20 protein-coding genes are annotated in these 17,589 nt (G+C 70.9%); 11 read left to right on the top strand and 9 right to left on the bottom strand.

The window, feature by feature from the left end:
* From HUO13_RS20940 to HUO13_RS20930, 3 genes are all read right to left on the bottom strand, one after another.
* Positions 1-222, bottom strand: coding sequence for a DUF5703 family protein (locus HUO13_RS20940; RefSeq protein WP_211896817.1), 222 nt, complete (start codon positions 220-222; stop codon positions 1-3).
* A complete protein-coding gene (locus tag HUO13_RS20935) occupies positions 219-1,205 on the bottom strand; it encodes a YncE family protein (protein WP_211896816.1) in 987 nt (328 codons plus the stop codon). Before HUO13_RS20935 ends, HUO13_RS20940 begins: the two co-directional genes overlap by 4 nt.
* Before the next feature lie 156 nt (positions 1,206-1,361).
* Positions 1,362-2,345: an aldo/keto reductase gene (locus tag HUO13_RS20930; RefSeq protein WP_211896815.1), complete on the bottom strand. Its 984-nt coding sequence runs from the start codon at positions 2,343-2,345 to the stop codon at positions 1,362-1,364.
* Positions 2,346-2,597: 252 nt separating this feature from the next.
* On the opposite strand from HUO13_RS20930, the gene HUO13_RS20925 reads away from it, so the two are divergent.
* The 3 genes from HUO13_RS20925 (at position 2,598) to HUO13_RS20915 (ending at position 4,664) form a co-directional block, all read left to right on the top strand.
* Positions 2,598-3,419, top strand: coding sequence for an undecaprenyl-diphosphate phosphatase (locus HUO13_RS20925; protein WP_432757862.1), 822 nt, complete (start codon positions 2,598-2,600; stop codon positions 3,417-3,419).
* A 107-nt stretch (positions 3,420-3,526) separates the two neighbouring features.
* Positions 3,527-4,228, top strand: coding sequence for a histidine phosphatase family protein (locus HUO13_RS20920; RefSeq protein ID WP_211896813.1), 702 nt, complete (start codon positions 3,527-3,529; stop codon positions 4,226-4,228).
* On the top strand, positions 4,215-4,664 hold the full coding sequence (locus HUO13_RS20915; RefSeq protein WP_249123908.1) for a DUF6314 family protein: 450 nt from the start codon (positions 4,215-4,217) through the stop codon (positions 4,662-4,664). Before HUO13_RS20920 ends, HUO13_RS20915 begins: the two co-directional genes overlap by 14 nt.
* Positions 4,665-4,748: 84 nt before the next feature.
* Here HUO13_RS20915 and HUO13_RS20910 read toward each other — a convergent pair whose 3' ends face one another.
* Positions 4,749-5,696, bottom strand: coding sequence for a hypothetical protein (locus HUO13_RS20910; RefSeq protein ID WP_211896811.1), 948 nt, complete (start codon positions 5,694-5,696; stop codon positions 4,749-4,751).
* Positions 5,697-5,801: 105 nt separating this feature from the next.
* Here HUO13_RS20910 and HUO13_RS20905 point away from each other — a divergent pair, with 105 nt between their 5' ends.
* Positions 5,802-6,221: a hypothetical protein gene (locus tag HUO13_RS20905; protein WP_211896810.1), complete on the top strand. Its 420-nt coding sequence runs from the start codon at positions 5,802-5,804 to the stop codon at positions 6,219-6,221.
* A 520-nt stretch (positions 6,222-6,741) separates the two neighbouring features.
* Positions 6,742-7,932 carry an RtcB family protein gene (locus HUO13_RS20900; protein ID WP_211896809.1) on the top strand — a complete coding sequence of 397 codons (1,191 nt, stop codon included), beginning with the start codon at positions 6,742-6,744 and terminating at the stop codon, positions 7,930-7,932.
* 108 nt (positions 7,933-8,040) lie between these two features.
* Here the strand turns inward: HUO13_RS20900 and HUO13_RS20895 are convergent, their stop codons facing one another.
* Positions 8,041-8,310, bottom strand: coding sequence for a helix-turn-helix domain-containing protein (locus HUO13_RS20895; RefSeq protein ID WP_211896808.1), 270 nt, complete (start codon positions 8,308-8,310; stop codon positions 8,041-8,043).
* Positions 8,311-8,335: 25 nt separating this feature from the next.
* Here HUO13_RS20895 and HUO13_RS20890 point away from each other — a divergent pair, with 25 nt between their 5' ends.
* On the top strand, positions 8,336-9,151 hold the full coding sequence (locus HUO13_RS20890; protein WP_211896807.1) for a M24 family metallopeptidase: 816 nt from the start codon (positions 8,336-8,338) through the stop codon (positions 9,149-9,151).
* A gap of 196 nt (positions 9,152-9,347) precedes the next feature.
* A complete protein-coding gene (locus HUO13_RS20885) occupies positions 9,348-10,526 on the top strand; it encodes a macrolide family glycosyltransferase (RefSeq protein ID WP_211896806.1) in 1,179 nt (392 codons plus the stop codon).
* A gap of 201 nt (positions 10,527-10,727) precedes the next feature.
* Here the strand turns inward: HUO13_RS20885 and HUO13_RS20880 are convergent, their stop codons facing one another.
* The gene (locus HUO13_RS20880; protein ID WP_211896805.1) at positions 10,728-11,177 is read right to left on the bottom strand and encodes an STAS domain-containing protein; all 450 of its coding nucleotides are present in this window, start codon (positions 11,175-11,177) and stop codon (positions 10,728-10,730) included.
* 277 nt (positions 11,178-11,454) lie between these two features.
* Here HUO13_RS20880 and HUO13_RS20875 point away from each other — a divergent pair, with 277 nt between their 5' ends.
* The 3 genes from HUO13_RS20875 to HUO13_RS20865 all read left to right on the top strand — a co-directional run bounded on the left by HUO13_RS20875 (position 11,455) and on the right by HUO13_RS20865 (position 13,809).
* Positions 11,455-12,159 carry a GAF and ANTAR domain-containing protein gene (locus tag HUO13_RS20875; protein WP_211896804.1) on the top strand — a complete coding sequence of 235 codons (705 nt, stop codon included), beginning with the start codon at positions 11,455-11,457 and terminating at the stop codon, positions 12,157-12,159.
* 163 nt (positions 12,160-12,322) lie between these two features.
* Positions 12,323-13,243, top strand: coding sequence for an aminoglycoside 3-N-acetyltransferase (gene aac(3), locus HUO13_RS20870; protein WP_249123907.1), 921 nt, complete (start codon positions 12,323-12,325; stop codon positions 13,241-13,243).
* A gap of 101 nt (positions 13,244-13,344) precedes the next feature.
* A complete protein-coding gene (locus tag HUO13_RS20865; protein ID WP_211896803.1) occupies positions 13,345-13,809 on the top strand; it encodes an integrase core domain-containing protein in 465 nt (154 codons plus the stop codon).
* Positions 13,810-14,061: 252 nt separating this feature from the next.
* On the opposite strand, the gene HUO13_RS20860 is transcribed toward HUO13_RS20865, so the two are convergent.
* Positions 14,062-14,850 (bottom strand): SDR family NAD(P)-dependent oxidoreductase, encoded by a 789-nt coding sequence (locus HUO13_RS20860; protein WP_211896802.1) that lies wholly within the window; start codon positions 14,848-14,850, stop codon positions 14,062-14,064.
* Between the two features lie 3 nt (positions 14,851-14,853).
* Positions 14,854-15,759 (bottom strand): helix-turn-helix transcriptional regulator, encoded by a 906-nt coding sequence (locus HUO13_RS20855; protein ID WP_211896801.1) that lies wholly within the window; start codon positions 15,757-15,759, stop codon positions 14,854-14,856.
* Between the two features lie 213 nt (positions 15,760-15,972).
* On the opposite strand from HUO13_RS20855, the gene HUO13_RS20850 reads away from it, so the two are divergent.
* The gene (locus tag HUO13_RS20850; RefSeq protein ID WP_211896800.1) at positions 15,973-16,818 is read left to right on the top strand and encodes an oxidoreductase; all 846 of its coding nucleotides are present in this window, start codon (positions 15,973-15,975) and stop codon (positions 16,816-16,818) included.
* Between the two features lie 170 nt (positions 16,819-16,988).
* On the opposite strand, the gene HUO13_RS20845 is transcribed toward HUO13_RS20850, so the two are convergent.
* Positions 16,989-17,561, bottom strand: a complete 573-nt coding sequence (locus tag HUO13_RS20845) for a 1,2-dihydroxy-3-keto-5-methylthiopentene dioxygenase (RefSeq protein ID WP_211896799.1) — start codon at positions 17,559-17,561, stop codon at positions 16,989-16,991.
* Positions 17,562-17,589: the final 28 nt, after the last annotated feature.

Here is a 17,589-nt window from a genome sequence, read left to right as displayed (position 1 = left end):
TCAGGTCAGCAGTTCGGGGACGCCGGGTGTGCTGCGTCGGCGGCGCAGCCAGACCTTGCGGGTTCCGTCGGCGTAGAGCAGGACGCGGGAGAGTTCCCATCCGGCGAACTCGGCGTGGATGCTGAGCTGGGTCGCTGCGTTGCGGCGGGTGACGCCCGGGGGCAGGCGCAGCGGCCGGTATTCCCAGTCCTGGTCGTTGGTTCCTTCGGCGTTGTCGATCACACTTTCACCACCTGTGTTCCTTGGCCGGTCGCGGAGGTGACGTAGACCTCGCCGGTGTCGGGGTCGATGGTCACCGAGTCGGGCTGGTGGACGGTGGGCAGGCGGTGGCGTTGGCGGGGTTCGCCGCCCGCGATGTCGTAGGCGATGAGTTCGTTGGTCGCGGTGAGGGTGATCCAGGCGAGGTCGCGGTGGGGGTCGTAGGCGATGTCGTAGGGGGCGCCCGGGACGGGGTAGCGCTGTTTCATGATCAGCGGGCCTACGGAGAAGGCGAGGAGTTCCTGGCCGCGGGTGTCGACGGCGAGGATGCGGTGGTAGCGGTCGGTGACGGCGTTGGTGGCGCCGTCGCCCGCGCGAAGTCCTGCGCCTTTTTCGCCGGTGGCGGGGTCGATGGGGGTGATGGCGGTGGTGAGGCGGTCCAGGACGTAGAGGTCGTTGCCGGTGGTGAGCAGCTGTGCGGGGCCCTGGAAGCCGGTTGCGGTGGTGGTGCTGCGGTCGCCGTCGAGGATGGTGACGGTCTTGGTGGTGCGCAGGGCGACGGCGGTGCGTCCGTCGGGCAGCGGGGTGGCGTCGGTGGGGCCGCCGGGGACGCGGGTGGTGGTGGTCTGGCCGGTGCGCAGGTCGGTGCGGGTGATCAGGTCCTGGTCGGGCAGTGCCGCGAGCAGGGTGCCGCCGGTGGCGTGGAGTGCGGCGGGGGTGCCGGGCAGTCCGATGGTGCGTGGGGGATGGCCGGGTGCGCGGGTGTCGGTGAGGGTGAGGCTGGGGCCGGCCGCGGTGATGAGGGTGTGGGTGGTGGTGTCGTAGGTGCTGTGCTGGGCGGCCGGGGTGGGCAGGATCGTGCCCGCGGGGGTCTGGGTGGGTGGTGCGGTGGCGGGGGTGGCGGCGGTGAGCTGGTCGGTGACCTGGAGGGGGTCGCTGGGGGTGTTGTCCGCGCAGCCGGCGAGCGCGAGTGATGCGGTGATGCAGGCGGCTGCCAGACGACGCAACGAGGACCTCCCGGTTCTGCGCGCCCGCGGGGTGCGGTGCGGTGCTGCGTCCAGCATCCCCGATGTGGGGGTGGTGGTGTGGGTGGGGGGCGAACTTCCAGCTTGACATCGGTGGTGGCGTTCGGGGTAGGGGGTTGGTCCGGTCGGTGGGTGGTGTCAGCGGCGGGTGGGGCCGCGTTCGGGGTAGCCCTGTTCGGGTTCGCTGACGTCGTCGAGGGCGGCTTGGATGGCTGGGGGGAGGGTGAGTTCTTCGGCGGTGAGGGCGGCTTTGAGCTGGGTGGTGGTGCGGGTGCCGATGATGGCGGCGGTGATGCCGGGGCGGTCGCGGACCCAGGCGAGGGCGACGGTCAGCGGGGTGGTGCCGAGTCCTTCGGCGGCGGTGGCGGCGGCTTGGACGATGCGGTTGGCGCGTGGGGTGCGGTGGTGGTCGACGTAGCTGGCGAGGTGGGGGTCGGCGCCGCGGGAGCCTGCGGGGGTGGTGTTGCGGTATTTGCCGGTGAGCACGCCGCGGCCGAGTGGGGCCCAGGCGAGGGTGCCGATGCCGTGGTGGGTGGCGGCGGGGAGGGCTTCGCGTTCGATGCCGCGTTCGACCAGGGAGTATTCGGCTTGGTGGGAGGTCAGCGGGGTGCGGGTGGGGTGTGCTTTCTGGTGGGTGGCGGCGGTGGCCAGTTGCCAGCCCGCGTAGTTGGAGACGCCGGCGTAGCGGACTTTGCCGCTGGTGATGGCGGTGTCGAGGGCGGCGAGGGTTTCGTCGAGGGGGACGCCTGGGTCCCAGGCGTGCAGTTGCCAGAGGTCGATGTGGTCGGTGCGCAGGCGGCGCAGTGAGTCGTCGAGGGCGGACAGGAGTGCGGCGCGGGAGGCGCCGCCGCCGAAGGGTCCGTCGTGGCGGCGGGCGACGGCTTTGGTGGCCAGGACGACGTCGTCGCGGGTGAGGACGGTGGTGAGCAGGTCGCCGAGGATTTCCTCGCTGTGGCCGTCCTGGTAGACGTCGGCGGTGTCGACGAGGGTGCCGCCCGCGTCGTGGAAGGTGACGAGCTGGTCGGCGGCCTGTTCGGCGTCGGTGTCCAGTCCCCAGGTCATGGTGCCGAGGGCGAGGCGGGAGACGCGCAGGCCGCTGCGGCCGAGCTGTCGGTGTTCCACGGTGTTGGAGCGTATTCGCTGCGTGGTCGTGGTGGGTTCATGGTGTGGTCGGTCGGCGTTTCGGTGGTGGTGTGGGTCACGCGGTGTGTGCTGGGGTGGCGCGGTCGTGGTGGCGGTAAGGGCGGGCCGCTACCGGGTGGGTGAGGGCGATACTGCAAGATCTCTGGCCGGAGGAGCGAGGTGGCCGGCGCGTGGGGCCGGTGCCGCACTGGAAATCTCTCGATCGTGCTGGAGTGGGTTTAGTTGTCGTGGTTGCAGGCCATGGTGCTCGCCGTGGTCCAGGGGCTCACTGAGTTCCTTCCGATTTCGTCGTCCGGGCATCTGTCGATCGTGTCGAAGTTGTTCTTCGGCTCGGATGCGGGTGCGTCGTTCACCGCGGTCACGCAGATCGGCACGGAGTTGGCGGTGGTGATCTACTTCGCCGGTGACATCGTGCGGTTGGTGGTGACGTGGTTCCGCGGTCTGGTCAGCGCCGAGGTGCGCAGGACGCAGGACTACCGGTTGGCGTGGTATGTGATCGTGGGCAGCTTGCCGATCGGTGTGCTGGGTTTTCTGTTCCAGGACTACATCCGGGGCGCGTTGCGCAGCCTGTGGATCACGGGTGCGATGTTGATCCTGTTCGGGATCCTGATGGGGTTGGCCGAGCGGTTCGGTGCGCAGCGGCGTGGTCATGACAAGTTGACGATGCGGGATGGCGTGTTGATGGGGTCGGCGCAGGCGTTGGCGTTGATCCCGGGTGTGTCGCGTTCGGGTGGGACGATCACGGCGGGTCTGTCGCTGGGGTTGGACCGTCCGACGGCCGTGCGGTTTTCTTTCCTGCTGGCGATTCCGGCGGTGTTCGCCGCCGGGGTGTCGGAGGTGTCGCACGTGTTCGAGCCGAGTGCGCACGGTGTGCAGCCGACGGGGGCGCAGATGATCGTGGCGACGGTGGTGGCCGGTGTGGTCGGGTACGCGGTGATCGCGTGGTTGCTGCGGTACGTGCAGAAGCACAGCGTGTACCTGTTCGTGTGGTATCGGATCGTGTTGGGTCTGGTGCTGTTCGGTCTGCTCGGTTTCGGGGTCATCCAGCCGTGATGCGGTGAGGTGGTCGCGGGGCGGTCCGGTGCGTTGCGCCGGGCCGCCCCTTTTTCGTGCGCGGGGTGTGTGGGGTGGCCGGTGGTGGTGGGCCTACCCTCGGCGGCGTGGCGACTCTCATCCTGCTGCGGCACGCGCGGTCGGCGGCGAACGGTTCCGGGACGCTGGCGGGTCGTACCGCCGGTGTGGGTTTGGACGAGACGGGGCGGGTGCAGGCCGAGGGGCTTGCGGGCAGGTTGTCGGGGATTCCGGTGAGCGGGTTGGTGGTCTCGCCGTTGCAGCGGTGCCAGGACACGGTGGCGGGGTTGGCCGATGGGCTGGGTGTGCCGGTGGTGGTCGAGGATCGGCTGGCCGAGGTGGATTACGGGCAGTGGACGGGCCGGGCGGTCAAGGACCTGACGCAGGAGCCGTTGTGGAAGGTGGTGCAGCAGCACCCGTCGGCGGCGGTGTTCCCGGGTGGGGAGGCGCTGGCGCAGGTGCAGGCGCGGGCGGTGGAGGCGGTGCGCGAGCACGACCGGCGGATCAGTGCCGAGCACGGGCCGCACGCGGTGTGGGTGGCGTGCAGTCATGGTGATGTGATCAAGGCGGTGCTGGCCGATGCGCTGGGGCTGCATCTGGACGGGTTTCAGCGGATCGTGGTGGATCCGTGTTCGGTGAGCGTGGTGCGCTACACCGAGACGCGTCCGTTCGTGTTGCGGGTCAACGACACCGGTGGGGACGTGTCGGGTTTGCTGCCGCCGAAGGAGGAGGAGTCGGGCTCGTCGTCCTCGGATGCCGTGGTGGGGGGTTCGACGGGTGCCGGAGCCTGAGCCGCAGCTGTGGGGTGTGCGGGACCTGGTGGGGTTCCTCGGGGGGCGCTGGGGTGTGGAGCGGGAGATCGTCGATGCCGCGGGGGCGCGGATCGGGTCGTTTTCGGGTGTGGCGGTGTTCTCGCCGGTGGAGTGGGGGTTGGAGTTCCGGGAGGAGGGGCTGCTGGAGCTCGGGGCGCATCGGGGTCCGGCGCACCGCTGCCTGCACTACCGGGTGTCGGGGGAAGGGCGGGCCGATGTGTACTTCGACTATGGGACGTTCTTCCACGACCTGGACCTGCGGACCGGGTTGTGGCGGGTGGGTCATCCGTGCCGGGATGACATGTACCGGGGTGAGTTCCGGGTGTGGGACCGAGACCGGTGGCGGCAGGAGTGGACGGTGGTCGGGCCGGCCAAGGACCACACCCTGTTGACCGACTTCGTCCGGGAGGCATAGGCGCTGGCTTTCGCGAGCGGTGCTAGCCGCTTGCGGTGTGGGGCGGGGCTCGCATCGGCGTGCATACCGCTCCTGCGACTTTCGCTAGTCGCGTAGTTCGACCAGGTGGCAGCGGGTGCCGGCGGGCACGATGCGGCGGGTGCCGCCTTCGTAGTCGATGCGGACGCGGTCGCGGCGTGCGGGCCGGACGCGTTCGACGATGCCGACGGGGCCGATGGGGCCGTGCAGCCGCACGGCGGTGCCGGGCAGCAGTTCCTCGGCGGGGGCGCGGCCGCGGTTGACCGCGCGGGTGGCGGGCCAGATCCAGCGGGTGCTCACGCGCCAGGCGAGGTAGAAGGCCAGGGGCAGCGCCGCGACGGCCCAGGGCGAGACGGGCAGCAGGGCCAAGCCGAGGGCGAGGCCCGCCAGCAGTGCCCAGAGGCCGGAGCTGATCATGCGGCCGCCGATCTGCAACCAGCCGGTGGTGCGGATGATGCCGTCGCGGCGCTGTCCGCGGGTCGGGCGGCGCGGTGCGGTGGCGGGTTCCTCGAGGTCGTCGCGGGTGCCTTCGGCGCGGGCTTTCCACAGGGTGTCCAGCAGCAGCCGCTGGGTGTCGTCATCGGCCAGCGCTGCCGACGGCTCGTCGGGTGTGTCGGCAGGAGCCTGCGGTGACCACGCGGGTTCAAGCTCCACAGGTTCCTCGCCCACGGCGGGCTCGTCAGCCTCGGCGGCCTCAGGTACGGGCTCCCGGACCACGGGGATCTCGGTCGTCTGCTCCGTCGAGAGAGTGGAGGGAGCAGAGGGAGTGTCGGGGCTGACCGCCAGCGGCACGTCGAAGCGGGAGGCCGGGCCGCCGGGGTTGAGCAGGGTGCTGAGCATGGTGACCTCCATGCCGCGGCGAGCGCCGCAGGTGGGGCAGACCATGGCCGTGCCGGTGGGGGCCTGGGGGTCGGTGGTGGCGGCCAGCGGGCCGTGGCCGTGCGGGCAGCGCGGCGCGTAGGGGCCGTGTTCGAGCAGGTGCAGGGCCCCGGTGGGGCGGGAGTCGTTCACCACTGGGTGGTCCACCTCAGATCGCCGTCGTCGTCGGGTTGGCAGCTGGCCGCGGCGCCCTCGGGGGTGCGGCCGGCATCGCCCTGGCGCTCGCAGCGCTTGCCGGGGGTGACCACCGGGACCGACTCCTCGGTGGTGGTCGTCGTGGTCGGTTCCGGTGGTTGCGGCCGCGGTCGCGGTGGTGGCGGCGGAAGTGGAGCCGGGCGAGGTGTGGTCGTGTCGGGCGCCGGGCTCGACGGCTCCGCGGTCGTCGTCGTGGTGGTGGTCGACGGTGGCGCGGCGGTCGTGGTCTCCGGCGGCGGAGCCGGGAGCGCAGGGGTGGTCGGCACGGGCGCGGGGGAAGGCGCCGGAGCGGTGGTCGGCGCCGGGGCCGGGGCGAAGTGGCGCGCGGCCGGTGCGGTGGCGGGTGCCGGGTCGGGCAGGGCCCCGACGGCGGTGAAGGCGACCGCCGCGACCAGTCCCGAGGCGGGGACCAGCCGCGCGGGCAGCGGGCTCTTCCACCACCAGCGGCGCAGCAGACCGGGGTGATCCGAAGACAACGTCGCCGACTCTCCTCGCGTGCATCTCGTAGCCAACCCCGACCTGGCCGCCGAATCGTAGCGAACGCGTGATCTTTCCGTGTCCTAATCGCTGATCGACACCCCGGCGCGATCCGGATCTTCCGAGCGCACGAGCCCGCAGAAGCAGCGGTGTGAGCTGACGCACGTGTCGATCACGCCGGTGCGGCGATCGCACAGGGCGCTACCGCGATCACCGGACGTGTCAGGTGTGGGCGCCGCGGATCCGGGGAATTCGGTTGTCGTCGACCCGGCGGACCGGCATGATCACCGCCTGACAGCTCGCGCCGCACCGGGAGGAGGCACCCGTGGTCACAGCACAGCAACCACGGCAGGCCCGCCGCCGTGCCCCCGGTCGCCGCGCGAGACCACCACGCTGATCCACGCCGAGTCCAGCAGTGGCAGCCGCCGGGGCCGAACGACCCCGGCGGCTGCCGCTTTTTCGTTCGCCACCACCGCGGACCGGTGGTGGCCCGAACAGGGAGGACGATGTGTTCACCGCCGTGCAGGGCAGCCGGGTGCCCATCCGCATGTGGGCCGACCCGCGCCAGGTCGAGGACGCCGCCATGCACCAGCTGCGCAACATCGCAGACCTGCCCTGGGTGCACGGCGTTGCGGTGATGCCCGACGTGCACCTGGGCAAGGGGGCCACGGTCGGCAGCGTGATCGCCATGCGCGACGCGGTCTCGCCGTCGGCGGTCGGGGTCGACATCGGCTGCGGGATGAGCGCGGTGCGGACCTCGCTGCGCGCGGCCGACCTGCCCGACGACCTCTCGGGGCTGCGCTCGCGGATCGAGTCGGCGGTGCCGGTGGGCTTCGGCATGCACACCCACCCCGTGGACGTCCGGCGCGTGCCGGGCACCGGTGACTGGGACCGGTTCTGGAGTGGCTTCGGGGAGCTGCACGAGGGTGTGCAGAACCGGCGGGAGCGGGCGCTGGCGCAGATGGGCAGCCTCGGCGGCGGCAACCACTTCATCGAGGTGTGCCTGGAGCAGGGCGGCACCGACGACGGGCGGGTGTGGCTGATGCTGCACTCGGGGTCGCGCAACATCGGCAAGGAGCTGGCCGAGCGCCACATCGAGATCGCCAGGGGCCTGGCGCACAACGCCGACCTGCCCGACCGGGACCTGGCGGTGTTCGTGGCGGGTACCCCGCAGATGCGCCACTACCGGCGGGACCTGTTCTGGGCCCAGGAGTACGCGCGCCGCAACCGCGCGGTCATGGTGTCGCTGGTGCAGCGGGCGCTGGCCGACACCGTGGCGGGCACGCGGTTCGACGAGCCGATCTCCTGCCACCACAACTACGTCGCCGAGGAGACCTACGACGGCGTGGAGCTGCTGGTCACCCGCAAGGGCGCCATCCGGGCAGGCAGCGGGGAGCTGGGCATCATCCCCGGCAGCATGGGCACCGGCTCGTTCATCGTGCGGGGGCTGGGCAACACCGAGGCGTTCACCTCGGCCTCCCACGGTGCCGGCCGGCGGATGTCGCGCACCAGGGCCCGCAAGTCCTTCACCGCGCGCGACCTGGCCGAGCAGACCGCCGGGGTGGAGTGCCGCAAGGACGCCGGTGTGGTCGACGAGATCCCGGCCGCCTACAAGGACATCAACGAGGTGATCAAGGCCCAGACCGACCTGGTGGAGGTCGTGGCCCACCTCAAGCAGGTCGTCTGCGTCAAGGGCTGACCACGCCGAGACCGCACCGCCGGGCCGTGCCCGTGAGTCGTTGTGGCAGCCCGAACGACTCGCGGGGCACGCGGTCCCCGGTGGCCCGCGAGTGTGGAAGGCGGGGGGTCAGGCTGTCAGGGAGGGCCGGGGCTCCTGCTCGGCCAGGGTGTCGCGCAGCGCGTCCAGCGACAGCCCGACCGCCTCGGCGATCGCGGCGACGGTGAAGAACGCCGGGGTGGGGATGCGGCCCTTCTCGATCTTGCGCAGCGTCTCCACCGAGATGCCCGAGCACGCCGCGACCTCGATCATGCTGCGCGTGCCGCGGGCCTCGCGCAGGATCCGCCCGAGGTGTTCGCCCCGGTCGCGTTCGTGCTGGTTCAGCGGAACACGCACCATGCGCGTGATACTAATGTCGCCGCAGATGCCCGGTCCAGCTCGCCGGTCGCGGGACACCGGAGTGGATGGGATACCGGTGCCGATGGGGTGGCAGGGGTTGATCGAGCTCAGGAGCAGCGCGGAACTGGACGCGCTGGGCGAGGCCGGCCGCGCCGTGGCCGCCGCGCTGCGGGCCGTACGCGCCCACGCCCGCGCCGACGTGCGGCTGAGCGAACTCGACGAGCTGGCCCGCGCTGTGCTGCGCGAGCACACAGCCTTACCGCTGCCGCTGGGCGGCGATCCGGACACGGCGATGTCGGCGTCGGTCAACGACGTCGTCGGCCATGGAGTGCCCGATGCCACCCGTCTCACCGGCGGCGACCTGCTCGGGATCGACTGTCTGGCCCGCGTCGACGGCTGGTGCGCCCGCGCGGCGGCCACGATCGGCATCGGCACCGTCGACCCCGAAGACCTCATCCTGATGCAGACCGCCCACCAGGCCCTTGACGACGCCATCGCCGCGGCCCGGCCCGGGCGGCGCGTCGGCGACCTCTCCCACGCCCTCGGCGTCGTGGCCCGCAGCGGCGGCTACGGCATCCCCGCCGCCTCCGGCGGACACGGCATCGGACGCGGCCCGCGCGAAGAGCCACCGGTGCCCGGCGAAGGCCGGCCCGGCCGCGGCGCGCCGCTTCGCCCGGGCATGGTCCTGCTGCTGCGCCCGGTGCTGCTGGCCGGCGGCGGAGACGAGGTGAGCCTCGCCGACGACGGGAGCACCGTGGTCACCGGCGACGGCAGCCGCGCCGCCCGCGCCGGGCACACCATCGCGATCACCGACCACGGCGCCCGCGTGCTCACCGCCTGAACTGCCCACCGCTTTCCCGGAATCCGGCAACCGGGACCGGTCCGGCCGAAATGGACATTCCGCCACGGTGGCGCGGGCGCCACCCGCACACACGTTGAATTCAACACATGTTCAACAGCCTCGGAGGCGAGGATAATCGAACCCCGAGCGCCCGCCGAGCGTTCGCCACGGCCGCCATCGTCCGCGTGAGGAACCCATGACCAAGCACTTCGCGTTCGTCTCCCTGCCCGCCGCGGGGCACATCAACCCGACCATCCCCCTGGTCGAGGAACTCGTGCGACGCGGCCACCGGGTCACCTACGCCGGCGCCCGCCACTCCCTGGCCGGCGCCGAGAAAGCCGGCGCCGAGATCCTGGACGTGGGCTTCCGGATGCCCGACGTCCCGCCCATGACCGATCGCCTCGACGGCGCCGAGATCCGCGTCATGATGCAGCTGATGCTCGACAACACCCGCACCAGCCTGCCGCTGCTGCTGGACCGCTTCGCCACCGACACACCCGACGCGGTCTGCTACGACATGATGACCGTCATGGCGCGCATGGCCGCCCAGAAGTGCGAGGTGCCCGCGGTCAAGCTGATGCCGAGCTTCGCCTCCAACGAGACGTTCTCGCTGCGCGAGCGGATGACGCCGACGGCCGGATTCGACCCCGCCCACTTCGCCGAGTTCACGCGGCAGTTGCAGGAACTGGGCGAGGAGTTCGGCGTGTCGGCGGGCACCGGGTTCGACGAGCACGACATCGCCGGGCTGAACCTGTCGTTCCTGCCCCGCCGGTTCCAGCTCGAAGGCGACAGCTTCGACGAGCGGTTCCGCTTCCTGGGCCCGATGTTCGGCCAGCGCGAGGTCGAGCAGTGGGAACCGCGCGACCCCGCCTCGCCGCTGCTGTACATCTCGCTGGGCACCGCGTTCAACAAGCGCCCGGACTTCTACCGCATGTGCTTCGAGGCCTTCGGCGAAAGCCGCTGGCAGGTCGCGCTGTCGGTCGGTGCCGGCACCGACGTCTCCGAGCTCGGCGAGCCCCCGGCCAACTTCGAGGTGCGCGAGTCGTTCCCGCAGCTGGCGGTGCTGCGGCACGCCTCGGCGTTCCTGTCGCACACCGGCATGAACTCCACCATGGAGTCGCTGTACTACGGGGTGCCGCTGGTGGCGGTGCCGCAGATGCCCGAGCAGGCGCTCAACGCCCAGCGGGTCGAGGAACTGGGCCTGGGCAGGCGGCTGGTCACCAACGAGGTCACCGCCGAGCAGCTGCGTTCGGCGGTGGAGCAGGTCGCAGGCGACCAGGACGTGCGCGCCAACCTCGCCGACATGCAGCGCACGCTGCGCGAGTGCGGCGGTGCCCGGGCCGGCGTCGACGCCCTGGAGTCCTACCTGGCCTGACACCCGCAGGGGCCACCGCGCGGGATGACGCGGGGCCCTGCACGGACTCACACGGGTGGGGTCACGGCCGCGTACCGGGGCGCAGGAAGCGATGGCGGGCGGCGGCCATGGTCGCCGCTTCGGCACGCAACGCACGCAGCAGCGTCCTGACGGTGGATGCGTTCTGGGACATGGTCGTGTTCCTCCTGGGATCCACGGTGGTCAACGGGATGCGACGGGCCGCGCGGCGGTGGTCAGGGCCGCGCGGGCCGCGGCCACGTCGTCGAAGCAGGGCAGCGCGTCGTGCAGCCCTGCCGCGGCCAGCGCCCGGCGCACCGGGCGAGCACTGTCGGTCAGGCACAGCGCGACACCGCGGTGCGCGGCCTCGCTGTGGGCGCCGGCCAGCAGCCGCAGCGCGTCCACGCCGAGGAAGCTCACGTCGCCAAGATCGATCACCAGCGCCCGCAGCTCGGTCAGCAACCGAGGCCACAGCACCTCGGCCAGCCGCGGGGTCGTGGCCGCGTCCAGCTCGCCGCTGACGCACAGCACCGCCACCGGCGGCTCGGTGAAGTCCATGCGCAGCCGCAGCCCGCGCTCGTGGGCCGCCGGCCGGTCGCCGCGCCTGCGCGCGGAGTTGTCGAAAAGTTCGGTCACCGGAGTGTGCACAAGCACGCCTGGCTCCTCTCATCGCCAAAGGATGGGGCGCACCCGCCGCCGGAGGCGGCAGGCAGCGCCGGACCAGAAAGAGCCGGGCTGACACGAGCACCGCCTGACGTGGGCGGAAAGGAAGTGGGAGCGTGCCCCGGCCCGACCTCTCAGGTCATGCCAGCTGCTCGCTCAACCAACACCACCACCGTACGGACCCGTGCGCCCGGTGTCGACAACGCCCCTGGACGGGTAGGCCACGGGCAGAGGCCCGCGGCGTTCGCGGGCCCGGGAGGTGGTGAGCATGGAGACCGCAGGCGATCAGGAGCTGGCGATCGCGCTGGCGCGGATGTCGAGGAACCTGCTGTCGCAGGACACCGTCCAGAACACCCTCGACAGCATCGTGGAACACGCCGTGGAACTGGTCGACGGCTGCGAGCAGGCCGGGATCCTGCTGCTGCACAACAGGCGGCAGGTCGAGACCGCCGCGGCGACCTCGGATCTGGTCCGCCGCTCCGACGCGTTGCAGGGCGAGCTGTGCGAGGGGCCGTGCTTCGACGCCGCCGACAACGGCGTGCAGGTCTACCGCATCGCCGACATGACCGGCTCCGTGCAGCGCTGGGCGCAGTACGCCCCGCACGCCCGCGACCTCGGCATCGCCAGCATGATGGGCCTGCTGCTCTACACCGACGAGGACGAGTACGGCGCCCTGGACCTGTACTCCTCCCGGCCCGAGGCGTTCACCGAGCACTCCGAGCTGATCGGCTGGGTCGTGGCCTCCCACGCCGCGGTCGCCTTCTCCTCGGCGCGCATGGACGCCCAGCTGCAGACCGCGATCACCACCCGCCAGCGGATCGGGGAGGCCCTGGGCATCGTCATGGAGCGCTACCGGCTCGACGAGGACCAGGCATTCCAGGTGCTCAAGAGGAGCTCGCAGCACCGCAACATCAAGCTGCGCGACATCGCCGACCACGTCACCTCCACCGGCGAGATCCCCGGCGCCCGCTAGGCCCCACCACACGCGGTTCGACCCCCGCCTCGACGGGCTCCCGCGACCGGGGCGGTTCACGCGCTCGCCCGGCCACCCGGGTTCAGCAGTTCACGGACCCCAGCGGGAGGCCGGGGGAGAAAACCAGGCGCGCCCCGTACCGGAGACCGCTACCGTGCCCGGCATGGACGAGCAGCAGTTGCTGCGGCGCAGCGGCGGGCCGGTGACCCGCAGCCGCCTGGTGGCCGACCTCGGCGAGCTGGGCCTGGCCCGCGGCGACACCGTGATGTTCCACACCCGGATGTCGGCGCTGGGCTACGTCGCCGGCGGCCCCACCACGGTCATCGACGCGCTGCTGGACGTCGTCGGTCCACAGGGGACGCTGATGGTCACCTGCGGCTGGAACGACGCCCCTCCCTACGAGTTCACCGACTGGCCCCAGCCGTGGCAGGACGCGCTGCGCGCCGAACACCCGCCCTACGACCCGCTGCTGTCGGAAGCCGACCACGCCAACGGCCGGCTGCCCGAAGCGCTGCGCCGCAGGCCCGGCGCGGTGCGCAGCCGCCACCCCGACGCCAGCTTCGCCGCCCTGGGCGCCCGCGCGCACGCGCTGATGGACGACCACCCCTGGGACGACCCCCACGGCCCCGGCACCCCGCTCGCCCGCCTCGCGGAAGCAGGCGGGCGGGTCCTGCTGCTCGGGGCGCCGCTGGACTCGCTGACGATCCTGCACCACGCCGAAGCGCTCGCCGAGGCACCCGGCAAGCGCTACGTGGACTACGAGCAGCCCATCCTCGTCGACGGCCGCCGCACCTGGCGGCGCTTCCACGACATCGACACCGAGGACGCCGCCTTCGACTACAGCGCGGTCGTGCCCGGCGACCAGTGGCCGTTCACCGTCATCGCCCGCGACATGCTCGCCGCCGGGATCGGCACTCGCGGCCACGTCGCCGCCGCCGAAAGCCACCTGTTCGACGCCGCCGCCGTCGTGCGCTTCGGCGTGGACTGGATCCAACGCCGGCTCAACCCACAACCTGGTGCCGGCGACACGGCGGTGGAGAATCTCCCCGACCCGCGCCAGGGCAACGCCCCTGGTCCACACTGATGCGCCACGCCGGGCGGGCGAAGAGCATCGATGCCGTGCGACGACCACAGCGAGTACCGCCCCCGATTGCGGCGGCGTTCTCCGGCAAGCACCGCGGGGGCATGGCTGCCCTGGAACGCCGCCTGGCCGAGACCGGGGTACAGACGATCGCTTCCTCGCCGTATCACCCGCAAACCTGCGGCAAAGACGAACGCAGCCACCAAACCCTACGCAAGTGGCTTGACAAGCGGCCCACACCGGCCAATCTTGACCAGCTGCACCACCTTCTGGAGATATACCGGGAGATGTACAACAATGGCCGGCATCAAGGCATCGGCGGTCAGACCCCGCAGCAACGCTACGACGCAGCCACCAAAGCCGCCCCGGACAGGCCGGTCCGACTCGCCGGCGTCACCCAGCGTCCGGTCACCAAGCACCGGCGTCATCGCCTCTCCGGCTGCTCAATCGTCATCAGCCGCCGCTGGGCCCGCCAGACCGCTACCCTGCACTGGCAAGGCGACCGCGTCAGCATCATGATCGGCGACACGGTCGTGCGGACGCTGACACCGGACCGCAGCGTCCGCTAGCAACGACTCACACCACAACTGTCCACGACGTCATCAGACATTACTGTCCGTGAGGTCCTGAGACAGGACACCTTGACCTGGACACCTCGACCACTCCGCGATTCGCCGGGCTGGCTATGCCCCGGTCGGCCGCCGCGGTGAAGGCGGTCGTGATCGACTTGTCTGACCTGAGCTTCATCAGCTGCAGGCCCAGCAGCGTGACGAATGAGAGCCAAAGGTGAGTGTTCGATTGCCGATCCTCAACCGTGACACTCAGGTGCGGGGTTTGGCTTTGCGGGCGTGGCGGACGGCTTTGAGGGTTTCGGGCAGGAACCGGTGCAGGAGCGCGGTGCGCTTGGTGGTGCGGTCACCGCCGACGACCTGCGCGCGGCCGGCCAGCATCGCCTCGAATCCTTGGCGGGCGACTTCGACCTTGTCGTTCTTGTTCGCCGTGGGGCCGAAGGCGGTGTTGTTCATCCCGGCGCGGGCGTGGAAGTCGCTGTTGGTGGCTCCGGGCATCAGGGTGGTGACGGTGACGCCGGAGTCGCGCAGTTCCTCGCGCAGGCCAAGGGCGAACATGCGGGTGAAAGCGCGCGAGGGGCCGTAGACGGTCTCGTACGGGGTGGGCAGGGTCGCCGACAGCGACGAGGTGATCAAAATCCGGCCGCGGCGCTGCCGGGCCATGGCGGTGGAGACTCGTTTGGCCAGGTGGACCACGGAGGTGATGTTGAGGCTGATGAGGTTCAGCTCGTCGTCGAGGTCGTTGTCGAGGAACGCGCCCCCGATGCTGACGCCGGCGTTGATCGCGGCGGCTTCCAGCGGCCTACCGGTGGCTTCGACCTCCTGCCACACCTTCTCGACTGCGTCATGGGCGCTCAGGTCGGCGCGGACCGCCTCGACATGGGCGCCGAGGCGGGTGAACTCCTCGGCGGCGTCGTGGATCTTCTCGCTGCGGCCTGTGGCCACCAGGTCGAACCCCTTCTTGGCGAACAGGATGGCCAGTTCGTAGCCGATGCCGTTGGAGGCGCCGGTGACCAGGGCGAGGGGCTTGGCGCTGTTCATGGATCACTCTTTCTTGGTGGTGTCACTGTGCTGCGGGAGTCCTGCCGACGGGGCGGGCCCGCGGTCGGGTGGGGTGGCGTTCCAGCTGGTCAGCAGCCGCCAGGCGTCCTGGGAGGTGCGGTCCCGGGCGGGCAGGTAGACGAACAGGGTCTGGTCCTCGTCGCCGGGCATGGTGAACGCCTGGTAGTCGATGGTCAGCGGCCCCACGACGGGATGGTGGAAGCGCTTCTGGCCGAAGTTCCGCTCCAGCACCTTGTGCTCGGCCCACCAGCGGCGGAAGCGCTCGCTCTTCATGGTCAGCTCTCCGACCAGCTCCGCGGTGCGGGTGTCGTCGGGGTGGCGCCCAGCGTCGAAGCGCAGGATGGCGGTCATCTCCGCGGCGATCTTCTCCCAGTCCACGTAGAGCGCATGGGCGGCTTCGTCGAGGACGATCCAGCGGGTCAGGTTCCGCTCCGAGTAGGGCATGGCATCGAAATCGGCCAGCAGCACCCGGCACAAGTGGTTGGTGGCCAGCACATCGGTGCGCCGCCCAAGGACGAACGCCGCATGATCTTGGAACGAGTCCACGAACCGCCGCAGCCCCGCCCGGGCCTTCTGCACAGGCGGCTCCGCGCGGCGAGCCCTGGCCGGTTTGGGGCGAGCCAGGTCGAACAGGTGTACACGCTCGGCCTCGTCCAGACGCAGCGCGGCGGCCACCGCGTCGAGCACGCTGTCGGACGGGCTGATCTGCCGCCCCTGCTCGAGCCGGGTGTAGTAGTCGGTGCTCATCCCGGCCAGCTGGGCCACCTCCTCGCGGCGCAGTCCAGGCACTCGCCGATAGGCCCCTCGCTCCGGTAGCCCCACCGACTCCGGGCTGATGCGCGCCCTCCGGGTGCGCAAGAACTCGCTGAGATCGACGTTGCCGGACATGTCCCCCATGGTGCACGCCAGGTACGCACCCAGCGGCCCGAAAGGTAGGTCGCCGAGTCCTAGGCACCACGTTCCCTCGCAGATCGGAGCCTGCAAGAACCGCTGAATCCCCGCTGCGGGGTGATTGCCTGACATGGCACCCGTTGCGCCGACGATGCGAATCCCGGCGCGGCGGATCGATCGTTTTCCCAGTTCTGGAAGGGACCTTTTTTCGTGAAGACGTGGTTCATCACCGGCTGCTCCACCGGATTCGGACGCGAGTTGACCCAGGCTGTGCTCGACGCCGGAGACCGGGCCGTGGTCACCGCCCGCAACCTCGACCAGGTCGCCGACCTCGTCGACGGGCACGACGACCGCGCCCTGGCACTGGCCGTGGACGTCACCGAGCCCGGTCAAGTGCGCGCGGCCGTCAAGGAGGCCGAGGAGCACTTCGGCGGTATCGACGTACTGGTCAACAACGCCGGCATCGGCTACTTCGCCGCGGTTGAGGAAAGCACCGACGCCGAGATCCGCCGGATCTTCGACATCAACGTCTTCGGCCTCTCAGACGTTATCCGCGCTGTCTTGCCCGGTATGCGCGCCCGTCGCCGCGGGACGATCGTGAACTTCTCCTCCATCGGCGGCCTGCGCGCGTTCCCGGCGGTCGGCTACTACGCCGCCACCAAGTTCGCGGTCGAAGGCTTGACCGACGCCCTGCGCCAGGAGGTCGAACCGCTCGGGATCACCACCTTGCTGGTCGAGCCCGGCCCGTTCCGCACCGACTGGGCCGGTCGCTCGGCCAACGAAACACTGCCGGAACACGAGATCGCGGACTACCGTTCCACCGCCGGTGTCCAGCGCTCCGAGTTCCGGGCCGGTACCGGCAACGAGCCCGGCGACCCCCGACGCGCCGCCCAGGCCATCATCACGGCGTTGTCCGGCGCTGGTCACCCCCAGCGGCTACTACTCGGCACACCCGCGTACGACATGGCCATCGACCAGCTCGAGAGCATGCTCGCCGAAATCCGGTACAACGAGAAGCTCACCAAGTCCGCCGACTACGACGCAGCGGAGGCGTAACCGCCCCCCGGGGGATCTACGTCTTGAGCAGGAACGTCGGCGGACGGCCCGAAAGATCGCTCGAACCGCTGGTCGCGAACGGGAAACGGCGCTCCGGCACTGCCGTGGACCGAACATCGCTGTGGGGCCGTGGTCGCAGGCCACGGCCCCACAGCCGCCGGCGTGTGCGACTACCGCGAGGCCATCAGCTCGTCGAACGTCGGGAACTTCTCGGCGGTGTCGGTGTTGAGGAACTCACCGACCCAGCCGTCGTCGTCGTGGAAGAAGCGGATCGCCACGAAGTCCGGCTCGGTGCCCATGTCGAACCAGTGCGTGGTGTTGGCCGGCACGCTCAGCAGATCGCCCGCCTCGCACAACATCGCATACACCCGGTCACCGATGTGCAGGTAGAACACCCCGGCGCCGCGGGCGAAGAAGCGGTCCTCGTCATCGTCGTGGGTGTGCTCGGACAGGAATTTCTCCCGCGCCGCCTTGGCCTGGGCCGGCCACTGCGGGTCCTGCGACGGCGCCATCACCGCCGCGTCGACCTTGATGTAGCCCTCCCGCTCGATGACCTCGTCCACCTCGGCCCGGTAGGCCTCCAGCACCTCCTCCGAGGACGGTCGCTGCGGCAGCTCCCGCAGCTGCCAGCGGCTGAAGCTCACCCCGAACTGCTTGAGCACGTCGGTGATCTCCCGCGGATCCTCGGTGCGCAACTCCACCGTGCCCGGATCGGTGTCGGGCCACACGGTCAGCAATGACATGCGATCGCCTCCTGCGACGGTTCCTCTG

This window comes from Saccharopolyspora erythraea (assembly GCF_018141105.1).
GTDB lineage: Bacteria > Actinomycetota > Actinomycetes > Mycobacteriales > Pseudonocardiaceae > Saccharopolyspora_D > Saccharopolyspora_D erythraea_A.
Note: the sequence above shows the minus strand (reverse complement) of the source record. Positions and strands in the feature narration are given on the sequence as shown.

Coding starts and splice junctions, on each gene's coding strand:
- HUO13_RS20895 (WP_211896808.1), bottom strand. CDS start 8,310: ATGGTGCGTGTTCCGCTGAACCAGCACGAACGCGACCGGGGCGAACAC.
- HUO13_RS20890 (WP_211896807.1), top strand. CDS start 8,336: ATGCCCGGTCCAGCTCGCCGGTCGCGGGACACCGGAGTGGATGGGATA.
- HUO13_RS20885 (WP_211896806.1), top strand. CDS start 9,348: ATGACCAAGCACTTCGCGTTCGTCTCCCTGCCCGCCGCGGGGCACATC.
- HUO13_RS20875 (WP_211896804.1), top strand. CDS start 11,455: ATGGAGACCGCAGGCGATCAGGAGCTGGCGATCGCGCTGGCGCGGATG.
- HUO13_RS20865 (WP_211896803.1), top strand. CDS start 13,345: ATGGCTGCCCTGGAACGCCGCCTGGCCGAGACCGGGGTACAGACGATC.
- HUO13_RS20860 (WP_211896802.1), bottom strand. CDS start 14,850: ATGAACAGCGCCAAGCCCCTCGCCCTGGTCACCGGCGCCTCCAACGGC.
- HUO13_RS20855 (WP_211896801.1), bottom strand. CDS start 15,759: ATGTCCGGCAACGTCGATCTCAGCGAGTTCTTGCGCACCCGGAGGGCG.
- HUO13_RS20845 (WP_211896799.1), bottom strand. CDS start 17,561: ATGTCATTGCTGACCGTGTGGCCCGACACCGATCCGGGCACGGTGGAG.